General features: G+C 70.4%; 10 protein-coding genes. 3 read left to right on the forward strand and 7 right to left on the reverse strand.

The features are described 5' to 3' along the window. The first annotated feature begins 155 nt into the window (after positions 1 to 155). Positions 156 to 464, forward strand: a complete 309-nt coding sequence (locus WMF36_RS39955; protein WP_437576084.1) for a hypothetical protein — start codon at positions 156 to 158, stop codon at positions 462 to 464. A 74-nt stretch (positions 465 to 538) separates the two neighbouring features. Here the strand turns inward: WMF36_RS39955 and WMF36_RS39960 are convergent, their stop codons facing one another. From WMF36_RS39960 to WMF36_RS39975, 4 genes are all read right to left on the reverse strand, one after another. Then, positions 539 to 1918 (reverse strand): GH1 family beta-glucosidase, encoded by a 1380-nt coding sequence (locus WMF36_RS39960; RefSeq protein ID WP_437576085.1) that lies wholly within the window; start codon positions 1916 to 1918, stop codon positions 539 to 541. Between the two features lie 41 nt (positions 1919 to 1959). After that, on the reverse strand, positions 1960 to 2163 hold the full coding sequence (locus tag WMF36_RS39965) for a CopZ family metallochaperone (RefSeq protein WP_437576086.1): 204 nt from the start codon (positions 2161 to 2163) through the stop codon (positions 1960 to 1962). Between the two features lie 51 nt (positions 2164 to 2214). Then, the gene (locus tag WMF36_RS39970; RefSeq protein WP_437576087.1) at positions 2215 to 3309 is read right to left on the reverse strand and encodes a hypothetical protein; all 1095 of its coding nucleotides are present in this window, start codon (positions 3307 to 3309) and stop codon (positions 2215 to 2217) included. 356 nt (positions 3310 to 3665) lie between these two features. Continuing rightward, complete coding sequence (locus WMF36_RS39975; RefSeq protein ID WP_437576088.1) at positions 3666 to 4892, reverse strand: ROK family protein; 1227 nt, start codon at positions 4890 to 4892, stop codon at positions 3666 to 3668. A gap of 1069 nt (positions 4893 to 5961) precedes the next feature. Here WMF36_RS39975 and WMF36_RS39980 point away from each other — a divergent pair. Both WMF36_RS39980 and WMF36_RS39985 read left to right on the forward strand, forming a co-directional pair. Beyond that, entirely contained in the window at positions 5962 to 6819 is an 858-nt protein-coding gene (locus WMF36_RS39980) for a Kazal-type serine protease inhibitor family protein (RefSeq protein ID WP_437576089.1), read from the forward strand. A gap of 338 nt (positions 6820 to 7157) precedes the next feature. Next, complete coding sequence (locus tag WMF36_RS39985) at positions 7158 to 8579, forward strand: IS701 family transposase (RefSeq protein ID WP_437575267.1); 1422 nt, start codon at positions 7158 to 7160, stop codon at positions 8577 to 8579. A gap of 160 nt (positions 8580 to 8739) precedes the next feature. Here the strand turns inward: WMF36_RS39985 and WMF36_RS39990 are convergent, their stop codons facing one another. The 3 genes from WMF36_RS39990 to WMF36_RS40000 form a co-directional block, all read right to left on the reverse strand. Further along, complete coding sequence (locus tag WMF36_RS39990; RefSeq protein ID WP_437582013.1) at positions 8740 to 9780, reverse strand: Gfo/Idh/MocA family protein; 1041 nt, start codon at positions 9778 to 9780, stop codon at positions 8740 to 8742. 225 nt (positions 9781 to 10005) lie between these two features. Further along, complete coding sequence (locus WMF36_RS39995; protein ID WP_437576090.1) at positions 10006 to 11031, reverse strand: metallophosphoesterase; 1026 nt, start codon at positions 11029 to 11031, stop codon at positions 10006 to 10008. Positions 11032 to 11200: 169 nt separating this feature from the next. Further along, on the reverse strand, positions 11201 to 12304 hold the full coding sequence (locus WMF36_RS40000) for an alpha-hydroxy acid oxidase (RefSeq protein ID WP_437576091.1): 1104 nt from the start codon (positions 12302 to 12304) through the stop codon (positions 11201 to 11203). Between the last annotated feature and the right edge of the window lie 24 nt (positions 12305 to 12328).

Consider the following 12328-nt stretch of genomic DNA (forward strand, 5'->3'; position numbering starts at 1 on the left):
GCCCGCGCGGCCCGGGATCCCGGCGGGACACGGACCCTCCCCGACGGCCGCCGAGATGGGCTACGCTCGCGCCCCCGGTCCCGAGCGCCCAGCAGGAGGCCAGAGCACGGCAGCGGACGGCGCGCGGCGCGGACGACAAGGACGAAGGAAGAGGAATGAGCGACAAGACGAATGAGGAGATCTACAGGGCCTATCTGCTGGCCTATGCGTGCAGCGGCGACACGTCGAAGGTCGCGGTGCTCCAGGACGCGCGCCCGCTGACCGCGACGGTCGCCGCCGCGTTCGCCCTCGCGGAGCGCGACCGCCACGCGGGCGAGCCGCCGGACACGTGGGACTCGCTGACCGAGCGCCTGCAGGCCATGTTCGACGAGTTCGATCCGCACGGGTACGACCTGGCGAGCGGGGACGACGACGAGCCGCTCGACGAAGAAGAAGAAGACGGCGACGAGCCGATCGCCTCCTGAGCCGCGCCTCCACGGCCGCGGCCTCCCCTCGCGCTGCGGCGGCTCCCGGGCAGGCACCGGGAGCCGCCGCCCGCTCACCCCGCGAGGGTCGCGCCGTTCGAGGCGATGACCTCGCGGTACCAGTGCGCCGAGTCCTTGAGCACGCGCTTTCCCGTCGGATAGTCGACGAAGACGAGGCCGAACCGGTGCTTGTAGCCGTGGGCCCACTCGAAGTTGTCGAGGATCGACCAGTGGAAATAGCCGTTCACGACCGCGCCCTCGGCGATCGCCCGGCGGAGCTCGATCAGGTGGCGCGCCATGAAGTCGATGCGCTGGGGGTCGTGCACCTTGCCGTCGAGCGAGATCCAGTCCCGGGTCGACAGGCCGTTCTCGGTGATCACGATGGGGCGCCTGTACCGCTCGTAAAAGAACCTCGGCCCCCAGTAGAGGCACTCCGGGGTGACCGACCACTCGAAGGCGGTGATCGGATGTCCCACGGGGTGCGGCACGACCTCGGCGGCGCCGCTCGCCCCGGCGCGCACGGGGACTCCCCAGTAGACGTTCACGCCGCAGAAATCGACCGGCTGCGCGATGATCTCCATGTCGCCGCTCCGGACCTCGGGCAGCTCCTTCGCGAAGAGGCGGAGCCCGTCCTCGGGGTACCTGCCGAGGAACACGGGATCCATCCACCACGTGTTGGTCCACGTGGTGCGGGCGTTCACCGCCCACGTGGCCGCGCGCGCGGCCTCCAGATCCTCGGGTGACGGGCTGGCGGGGTATTTGACCTGAGCGACCGGCGCATAATAGACGTTGCACTTCCCCGGGCTCGCCGCGCGGATGGCCTGCACCGACCTGCCGTGCGCGAGCAGGACGTGGTGGCACACGCGCAGGACCTCGGCGAAGCGCAGCCGGTCGCCGGGCGCGTGGCGACCCTCGTAGTGGCCGGCGCCGGCGAACACCTGCGGCTCGTTGAGCGTCATCCAGTCCTTCACCCGGTCGCCGAGCTTCTTGACCACGACGCTCGTGTACTCGGCGAACCACTCGGCGCTGTCGCGGTTCAGCCAGCCGCCCTTGTGGTAGAGCGCGAGCGGGAAGTCCCAGTGGAACAGCGTGACGTGCGGCTCGACGCCCGCCTCGAGCAGCGCGTCCACGAGCCGATCGTAGAACGCGAGCCCGCGCTCGTTGACGGCGCCCGTGCCCTCCGGCAGGACGCGCGGCCACGAGATGCTGAGTCGATAGGCGCGGAGGCCGATGTCGCGCATGAGGGCGACGTCCTCCGGATACCGGTGGTAGTGGTCGCACGCGACATCGCCGGTGTGGCCGTTCCACACCGCGTCCGGCTTCCTGCAGAACATGTCCCACACGGACGGCCCCTTGCCGTCCTCGTGCGCGGCGCCCTCGATCTGGTACGACGCCGCCGCGGCGCCCCACAGGAACCCTTCCGGAAAGCCCTCTTCGCTCTGTGCTCGCGTCATGGTGGCCGCCACCCTACCAAAGGCGGCCGAGCACCGCGACGTCAGCCAGCGTCTCGCGCCTCGTAGCCGGCCTCGCGCACGGCCGCGAGCAGGGCTTCGGCCGTCGCGCTCCCCTCGACGACGGCCTCTCCACGCTCGAGGCTCACCTCGTTCACCCGCGTGACGCCGGGGACCTTCGCGAGCGCCTTCGAGACCGCCTGGACGCAGTGGCCGCAGGTCATTCCTTCGATAGCGAGTCTGCGCATCTCCCCCCTATGCCCGCGCGAGGCAGCAGCGTCAACGCGGGCGCAGCACGGTCAGCGCGGGCACGCCGGGCACGCCTGACCGCCGCAGTCGACGCCGAGCTCGCCGCCGTTCCGCAGGCCGTCGATGCACGTCGGCTCCTCGCACACGGCCGCCCAGCAGACGCCGGCCTCGCAGTCCGCGCCGGTCGCGCAGCCCTCGCCCGGCGGACAGGGCGACCACGGACCGCCGCAGTCGACGCCGGTCTCGGAGCCGTTCCGCACGCCGTCCGAGGTCGACGGGCTCTGGCAGGTCCTCGGGCTCCCGAGGCACACGCCGGAGATGCAGTCCTGCGGGACGGCGCAGAGCGACCCGCTCTCGCAGGGTCGCCTGCAGATGCCGCCGCAGTCGACGTCGGCCTCGTCCGGATCGCGCCGCAGGTTGATGCAGTGGCTCGGCGCGCAGAAGCCCCCGCCCTGCTGCGCGCCCACGGTCGGGACGCAGATGCGGCGGGGCCCGCACTGGTCGTCCTCGACGATGCAGTCGAACGGCTGCGCCTCGTAGCAGATCTGGTCGACCTTGTAGAGATCCATGAGGCTGATCCCGTTGTCGAAAGGCACGTGGACAGGCCTGTTCTCCGCCGAGCAGACATCCGAGGTACACAGGTTGCCGTCGTTGTAGACGTCGGCTGGATCCGCCCTGGAGACGACCTCTCCTTCTTGCGTGCACTCCAGCTGCGCGCAGTCGCCGCGCAGCTGGGAGAACAGCGGGCCCGGGTAGATCTCCACCTGGCACACCCTGTCCACGCACTGCCCGACGCCGCAGCGGGAGTCCGGCGGGCCGGCGCATTTCGCGTCGTTGTCGCACGCCGTCCCGGCCGTCCCCGGCGCGCAGCTGAACCAGCCCTCCTGGCACTCGCTGCACGGCCGGCAGGCAAGAAAGCAGTCAGGCGACGTGTCCTCGGGCCCGCAGCACAGCGTGTGGCCCTCCTGGACGCAGGTACACTCGTTGTCCGTGCACTCCGTGCCGGGCGCGTACTCGGTGTCCGATTCACAATCGGCGGTCGACTCGCACCTCCCTCCCAGCTGGCTCATCCGCTCGCAGGAAGAAATCGCCACGACGATGAGAAATATGGAGGCGAAAATGTAATGCTTAAGAAACCTGTCCATGCGTCCAGTCCTCCGGCACGAGGCCATGGCGCCAACACCCCGACGGCCCCAATCCGCCGTGATGTCGCTTCCAACTGGGCGAGGATCCTACTCGGACCCGGCGCAGATCTGCCAGCCCTGACGACAGTTTTCGCCAACTCGGATCCGCCGGGCAGGAGGCGCCAACGTGGTTACGGGCGCGCGCCTCGTTCCATTTCGGATTCAGGCGCTCGTGGCGGATCTCGGCGGCTGCCGCGCTTGCGCCGGAGTGAAGAGAAGAACCACAGACGCACAGAGGGAGAGAGGGAGATTCTATATCTCCTCTTCTCTCCCTCTGGGTCTCTCCCGGGCGGGCGCGCACGCGCCGCAGCGGCGCGCTACGGCGGGCTTTCCTGGAGCACGCCGTCGGGCACGAGGCGGAGCGAGCGCACCGCGCCCTCGCGCGCGAGCAGGACGGCGCCGAGCAGGCCGGCCTCGCTGCCGAGCGGAGAGGCGACCACCGGCACTTCCCCGGCGCGGACGGCGTGGCGCGGCAGCTCCTCGCGCAGGCCGTCGATCAGGATGTCGGGCGCGGCGAGCATCTCGCCGCCCAGCACGATGAGCTGGGGATTGAGCAGGTTCAGCAGGACCCCGATGCCGCGCGCGAGCTGCGCGCCCGCCTCGCGGAAGATCGCGCGGGCGCTCTCGTCGCCGGCGAGCGCCGCGCTCGCGATGTCGCCGACCGCGTGCGGCCGGGAGAGCGCGGCGAGGTGGGGAGAGCGCGCCGACGCTTCCTCCGAGGCGCGCCGGAGCGCCATGACCGAGGTGAACGTCTCCAGACAGCCGCGACGGCCGCAGCCGCAACGCGGGCCGTCCTCGGCGATGCGGCAGTGGCCGATCTCGCCGCTGTACCCCTGCATCCCGAAGAACAGGCGCCCATCGACGACGAGGCCCGCGCCCACGCCGAGCCCGACGTACAGCCACACGTACGAGGCGTGCCCCCGCGCGGCGCCGAGCTCCCCCTCCGCCACCGCCGCCGCCTGAGGCAGGTTGTACACAGAGACCTGCATGCGGAGCGCGCGGCTGAGCTCCGCGCGCACGGGGAACCGCTCCCAGCCCAGGTTGGGCGCAAGCACGCAGATGCCGCTCGGCCGCTCGATGAGCCCGGGCATGATGGCGCAGGCGCCGCGCAGCCGCTTCCGCGGCACCCCGCTCAGCTGCAGCACCTTCGGCAACAGCTCGACAACGTCGCGGACCGTCCGGTGCGGATCGCGCAGGACGGTGGGCTGCTCCAGGCGCGCCCGCATCCGCCCGCGCGCGTCGGCCACGGCCACGGCCGTCTGCTCGACGCCGATCTCGATACCGAGGAACGCCGCGCTGTCATCGTTGAACTCGAGGAGCCGCGCCGGGCGCCCGCCGCGCGACTCGGCCCCGACATCACGGACGCTGCCGCTCTCGAGCAGCTCCTCGATGATGGCCGAGACCGTCGGCTTGGTGAGGCCGCTCAGCCGCGCGAGGTTCGTGCGGGAAATCGGGCCGTGCTGCTGCACGAGGTCGAGGACGAGGGAGCGGTTCAGCTCCCGAGGGGTGCGGTTGCTAGCCGTCTTGTCGTTCGCACGGACCATCGAGCAGACCGAGACTTAGCCGTTCTCACGCGGTGAAAGCAAGGGGCGTCACCACCGCGCGGCCAGGAAACGCGCGCGGGGCCCCGCCGGTCATCATCCTCCTCCGCCAACCCGCGCGCGAGCGCTCCCGGTCGCCCTCGCCTCCCCGCGTCGTTCTCCACCCTTCTCCACCGGCTTACTTCCGTTGATTTCCTCCTCGCTCACCGCGCACCACTGCGCTCCACACCCCCGGCACCCGCGGATCGCCGGAGCAGTTATGTCAGCACCACACGCGCTGTGACCCCGAAAACGACCACGGCCTCGGCGGCGCCCCTCCAGGTCTCGCGCGTAGCAAACTGCCTCGCAGCAAGGGAAGGAATCGTACGATGAGCACCCCCGTGTGGCGGAACGCCTCATCCTCGCGTGTGAGGTGGGAACAGGGTGTACGCGCGGTGTCCTCGCCGTCCGACCCGTCCGGAGCCGACGATCGCCGCGCTCCGCGCTGCCGTGACGTTGCAAAGTTCAGCGACGAGCGGGCTCATCTCTTCTCGCGGGGAACGCTGATTGCAAACGGCCCACGCGGGAGGCGACCAGACGCTGAGTCGATGAGAGCTGACGGCGTGGATGAGTGAAGGAGAGCGATCGTCAAGGCGCTGGAGTGCGGACGTACCGACGCACAACCGCCCCAGGTCGGGCGTGGGCTCGACGACATGGAGGATACGGCGACATCGCAGAGAGACGCGAGACGCAGGGCAGCCGTGGCGCGAGGGCCGGTCGGCGCGCTCTCTCAGGGGCGATTGACGGGTCCTTGACCGGGTCCTAGCAACCGCCTGCCTGGGATAGCAGGCCGAGGCAGCTCGCCCGGCGGTTCGGCGTCGCCCTGCTCGCACGCGATTCGCATTTCCGAGGAGACGCCCGGAGCGCTGGGCCTGTCTCTTCACGAGGAGTTTGCACGATCATGAAGATGGCAGATGTTCTGGGTGCTGTTCTCGCTGTAACGCTCGCTGGCTGCACGGCATCATACGACAATGCCGAGGCCGAGGATCTAGAGGAGACCGGGACAGTCGAGGGTGCGATCAGGCTGAGCGACGTGGCGGTCGTCCCGGCGTATTTCGATCACGAGAACCGCTTCACGGTGGACCGCGAGCGATCGGTTCATGCGCACTTCACGAGCCACCCGGGCAGGACGATCACGCTCGAGCTGCAGTCGATCGCCGGGGGCAGGAACGCCGCGGTCGACTTCAAGCTCCACGAGGTCACGCGCGACGGGAGGCTGAGGCACGTCCGGCGGGCCAGGGGCCCCCGGGGGCAGGCGATCTCGACGTGGGAGAGCCGGGGCACCGGGGCGTATGTCGTGCAGATCCTCTCGCCGCGGACGCTCGTCGAGGTGGAGCTCCGGCTCTCCTGCGGCGCCGACGTCTGCTCGCCCGTGGCGCAGCCGGGCGACATGTGCGCCGGCATCGCGGGCATCCGCTGCGCCGAGGGCCTGTATTGCGACTTCGCCCCCGAGGCGAACTGCGGCGCTTACGACCGCAGCGGCACGTGCGAGTTCGTGCCCGAGGCGTGCAGGGAGGACTACGATCCGGTCTGCGGCTGCGATGGCCGGACGTACGGCAACGACTGTGTCGCGGCGACGGCCGGCGTCTCGGTGAGGAGCCTCGGGGAGTGCGGTCCCACGGTGGTGGGGCTCGGCGAGAGCTGCGGCGGCTTCACCCTCGGCGGGCTGCGCGTGTGCGGCGAGGGGCTTTACTGCAAGTACGCGCCCGACGCGATCTGCGGGCGCGCGGACGCGGCCGGCAGCTGCGCGGACAAGCCCGAGGTCTGCACGAAGGAGCTCGCGCCCGTGTGCGGCTGCGATGGCCAGACCTACTCCAACGCCTGCATCGCGGCCGCGAGCGGCATGTCCGTCGATGTGCGGGCCGCGTGCGACAGCGCACCTGTGGAGTGAGCGACATCGGCGCGCCGCTCTCCGCGCCCGATCACGCGTCCCTTCCGGGCGCCTGGCCGTAACGATGCCGGGCGCCCAGCTCGACGACGCCGGGCGCGCCGGGCGCTGAGGAGCGCCGCTAGAGCACCAATATCATGTTGAAATCCGGAGAATTTTCACAGGGAGGCGGGGAGGCGGGGAGGAAGAGAAAAAAGAATCTCTCCCTCTCGCCGTCTCTCGCTCCCCGCCTCCTCGCCTCCCTGTGAAATTCCTGCTTTTTTTCGGGGTTTCAACCCGGTTGTCGCTCTAGTACTACAGCCGCACCTCGACATCGATCTGGTTGGACCCAGGATCCGGCCATGGATCCGGGGGCAAGCGAGCTGCCAGCAGCGGCCGCGTGGGACGCGTTGGCAGCAGATTTTGAGGCCTTTCACGCGCGATTTGCGGCGCTGTTCGCGCGCAGCGAGCCGCGCGAGCAGGCGATCAAGTACGTGCGCTCGCTGATGGGTCCGGCAGCGCGGCGGAACGGTTGGCAGCTGGCCGAGGCCATCGGGGACCCGACGCCCGATCGCGTGCAGCGGCTGCTGTACAGTGCGGACTGGAGCGCGGATGCGGCGCGCGATCTCCTGATGGACTTCACGATCGAGCAGTTCGGCGATCCGCAGGGCATCGGCGTACTGGACGAAACGGGCTTCCTCAAGAAAGGCACCAAGTCCGTCGGCGTGGCGCGGCAATACAGCGGGACGGCAGGCAAGATCGAGAACTGCCAGATCGGTGTGTTCCTCAGCTACAATGGCCCACGTGGACATGTGATCCTTGATCGTCGTCTTTACTTGCCAGAAGCGTGGTGCAGCGATCCGGAGCGGAGGCAGGACGCTCACGTTCCGGAGGATGTCGCGTTCCAGACCAAGCCGCAGCTGGCGATGCAGATGCTGCATGGCGCCTGGCAGCGAGGTGTACCGATGGCGTGGGTCGCCGGCGATGAAGTCTACGGGGACGACCCCGTGCTTCGCGACGGCATCGCCGCGCAGGGCCATCGGTATGTTCTCGCGGTCGTCTCGAGCACGCCGGTGTGGCCCGAGCGACCCGAGGTCGCGGAACCCCCTACCGAACGCGAACACCCTCGTGGTCCGCTCCGCACGCGCCCTCGTCTTGCACCGGGCGCGCCACACGCCTCCACCGTGGCAAAGGTGGCGGCGCAGTGGTCGCCGCAGCAATGGCATCGCCTTGCCGTCCATCAGGGCGAGAAGGGACCCATCGAGTACGACTGGGCCCGCGCGCGCGTCGTCGACAGCCGTCGGCGCTTGCCGGCCGACGAGGTCTGGCTACTGGCCCGCCGCTCTGTTTCGAAGCCGTCGGACGTGGCCTACTACCTGTCCAACGCCGAAGCCGACACGCCGCTGACAACGCTCGCGCACGTGGCCTCCACGCGTTACACGATCGAGCAGTGCTTCGAGGAGGCGAAGGATGACGTCGGCCTCGACCACTACGAGGTCCGCTCATGGCCGAGCTGGCATCGGTACATCACGCTCGGGATGATGGCCCTTGCGTGGTTGGCTTTCGTACGCGCGAAGCTTCCCGCGGAAGGCGCCTTCCCGTACGCCCCGGCGATGAACCCCGAGCTCGTGCCCAAAGCGGCGCGCCCGGGGCCGGGGAAGAAGGCCAAGTCCATGCGGGAGACGGCGCTTGACGCGTCGGGGGAAAAAAGCCTGCCGCGCCCGAAGAAAGCGACGGTCCGCCGACGCTGGCGCCCTGGAGCATTCCCGAAGTCCGTCGCCTGATGGAGCTGGTGCTTCCGCTGCCCGCCCATTCGCCCGAGTTCCGCTGGGCATGGTCGAGGTGGCGACGCCGAAAACGCGCCCAGGCTCGCGCCTGTTGCTACCGGCGCCGCCGCCCCCGGCCGCTTGCCCGAGCCCGGGCTCCCTAACCGCGGCTGTAGTACTAGATCGTCTCCCAGCGCCCGCTCTCGGCGGAACGGTAGAGCGCGTCGATGACCCGCATGTTGCCGACCGCGACCTCGATCGAATTCTCGACGGGGCCACCCGTGCGGATGGCGCGCGAGAACGCCTCGCTCTGCAGGTGGTACTGGTCGACGGCGGGGATCGAGGTGACCTTGGCCGAGCTGCAGTTCAGCGTTGAGCCGTCATCGAGGAAGAGCTTGCACGGCTGGTCGGCGGGGGCGTTGACCGGAATCTCGATCTCGATGCGGCCCTTGACACCGAACGCGTTCACGCGCTGGTAAGCCACCGCCTGCGTGCTGCACGTGAACGTCATGTGCGCGCCGCCGTAGTCGAGCAGGCCCGAGGTCAAGCGATCGGTGCCGAAGTCGGGATCGCGGGCGATGAGCGCCATCGCCCGCGCGGGCTCGCGCCCGAACAGGAAGCGCGACGTGTTCACCGCGTAGCAGCCGATGTCGTAAAGCGCGCCGCCCCCGACTTCCTTCCTGTTGCGGATGTTGGCGGCGTCGCGGTTGAAATACGAGAGCGCCATCTGGACGCTGACCAGGTCGCCGATCTGGCCGCTTCGCACCCACTCCCTGGCCTGCTGCCACTGCGGGTGGTTGCGGATCATGAACGCTTCGGTGATCAGCTTGCCCGTTTCGCGCTGGACGGCGACCAGCGTCTCGGCTTCTTTGGCGCTGAGCGCGATGGGCTTTTCGCACAGGACGTGCTTGCCGGCGCGGGCCGCGCGCGCCGTCCACTCCACGTGCAGGTGGTTGGGCAGCGGGTTGTAGATGGCATCGATCTCCGGGTCGCCGAGCAGCTCTTCGTAGCTGCCGTACGCTCTGGGGATCCCGAACGACTGCGCGGCGGCGCGTGCCTTGCCGAGGTCGCGCGATGCCAGCGCGGCGAGCTGGGTCAGGGGCCCCCGCTTCATACCGGGCAGGCTGACATGCATCGCGAAGTGGCTCACCCCGAGAACGCCCCAGCGCACAGGGGTGAGGGTTTCGTCGGGCTTCGGACCTTGGGCAGATGTGGACATGGGCACCTCGCTGCTCGCGAAGCTAGAGGCCCACGGCGCGTCTGTAAACGCCCTCCACGCCACGATCGCAGCGCGTTCGAGGAGGCGCTGCGCCGCGCGCTGCACCCGAGCTGACGCGGAGCAGCTCCGTTGTCGCCCAGGCTCGTCCCCGAGTCCGCACGCTGGATAGGCCCCGGGGTCGGCGCCTCGACGAGACCTCCCGCGCGACGCGCGATTCGGGAGGGGCTAGGGCTCTCCCCCGGCGCTCCCCTCGCCGTGCCGGTGCGCCCGCGCCCGCCGCTCCCGGTTCTTCGCCACGCGCGCCGCCCGGCTCGCCAGGAGCTCCGGCGACGGCTTGCGCCCGCGGTGCGGCGCCTGCTCGGCGTGGTGCTCGTCGAACGACCCCGGCTCGCTGCCGAGCTCGAAGATCGCGACCTCGCGCTGGCCGCGCTCGCCGAGCCGCAGCGGCATCACCGCCGCGCCGATCCCCGCCCCCACGTAGACCGCCCCCTGGCCGGGCTCCCCGCGCTGGCGCGTGCCGTAGAGGCCGTGGATGTACCGGTGCCCCGCGATCTTGCCGATCGAGAGCTCGTGCAGGCGCGCGACCGTCACCTGGCCCGCGTGCGTGTGACCCGAGAGCACAAGCGGGATGCCGTGACGCCAGAGGCCGTCCGCCTCCTCGGCGATGTGCGACAGGCCCAGCGTCGGCAGGTCGCGCCGCATCCCCTTCACCGCCTTCTCGCGCGACGCGTGGCCGGTATAGGCGTCGTCGAGCCCCACCACCTGGAGCCGCTCGTGGCCCAGCGTGATCACCGTGCTCGCGTTGCAGAGCACCGCGACGCCGCCCCGCTCGAGCGCGCGCCTCACCGCGTCGGCGCCCGACCAGTGATCGTGATTCCCGAGCACCGCGATCACCGGCGCCTCGAAGCCGCGCACCACCTCTTCCAGCTGATCGAGGTAGAGCTGGCTGTGACACACGAAGTCGCCCGTGAGCACGACCAGATCCGGCCGCTGCTGGTTCGTCAGCGCCACGGCCGCGCGCTGCACCCGCACCGACGTCACCCGGCCGACATGCTGGTCCGTCAGGTGGGCAATGCGAAGCGACGACAGCTGCTCCAGGTAAGCCGCCGGCCCGGCGAAGCGCCGGAGGCGAATCCCCAGGGTCGGGTCCGCTTCCCCGGCATCCGGCACCCCACCCGAGGCGTCCGCGCCTCGCCTGAAGAGCCCCCGCCACCGCTCCCTTGCATCCCTGGCAGGTACTGCGTCGCTCACCGTCGCCGAGTGTACGGGTGAGGTTGAGTGGCCGCCACCTTTTCTTTCGTCGAAGACGCCTTGATGCCGGGGAGCGCAGCAATCGGCCTACCGGCCTGCCTGCCGCCGGCCTGCCTGCCTGCCCGCGACAACCCTGGAAAACTCCGCGCTCGTGCGACTCGGGCCTCCCTCATCGAGCCTGAGCTCGGCGGATCAGGTCGCGATCGATGGACGCCAGGGTGGGACAGCCCGCGAGCGCCATGGCGATCGACAGCTCGTCGCGCAGGCCCGCCAGCACGCGCGCGACCCCCTCGCCGCCGAGCGCGGCGAGTCCCCACAGGACTGGCCGCCCGACCAGCACCGCGCGGGCGCCGAGCGCGAGCGCCTTCAGCACGTCCGTACCCCACCGGACACCGCCATCCATCAGCACCAGGCACCGCCCGGCGACCGCATCGGCGATGGCCGGGAGGACCTCGATCGTGGCGGGGGCGCCGTCGAGCTGCCGCGCGCCGTGGTTGGAGACGATGACGCCGGCCGCGCCGGCGCCGAGCGCGCGGACCGCGTCGTCGGGCCGGACAATGCCCTTGAGCAGGAAAGGGAGCCTCGTGATCGAGCCGAGCCACTCGACATCGCGCCACGTGAGCGAGGCGTCGTGTCGCGAGGCGACGTAGGCCGCGAGCAGAGAGCCCTGCTCCGCGGCCGGCGCGGCCGCCACGGCGTCGACGAGGTTCGCCATCACGAGCCCCTCGGGCAGCGCGAAGCCGTTGCGCACGTCCGCTATCCGGCGGCCGAGGAGCGGTGTGTCGACGGTGAGCATCAGCGCCCGGTAGCCGGCCGACTCGGCCCGCTCGACGAGCGCGCGCGTGAGGCCTCGGTCCTTGTGGACGTAGAGCTGGAACCACTTCGGCCCCGGAGACGCCTCCGCGACCCCCTCGAGGCTCGTCGTCGAGAGGGTGGAGAGCGTGAAGATGGTGCCGAGATCGGAGGCCGCCCGCGACGAGGCGAGCTCGCCGTCGGGGTGCGCGAGGCGCTGATAGGCGGTCGGCGCCACGAGGATGGGGAACGGCACCGTCGTGCCGAGCAGGGTCGTGCTCATGTCCCGCTCGGCCACGTCGACGAGGACGCGATAATGAATCTCGAGGCGGCGGAAAGCGGCGCGGTTCTCCCGGAGCGTCCTGCCCTCGTCGGCGCCGGCTCGGTAGTAGTCATAGGCCATCTTGGACAGGCGCGCGCGCGCTGCGCGCTCGAAGTCGTCGACGGTGAGCAGCGACGGGGCGGGGCGAGGGTCTTGCACGGCGATCTCCTGGAGAGCCCGGCG

The sequence above is a fragment of the Sorangium sp. So ce887 genome (assembly GCF_051521455.1).
In the GTDB taxonomy this organism is placed as follows: Bacteria; Myxococcota_A; Polyangia; order Polyangiales; family Polyangiaceae; genus Sorangium.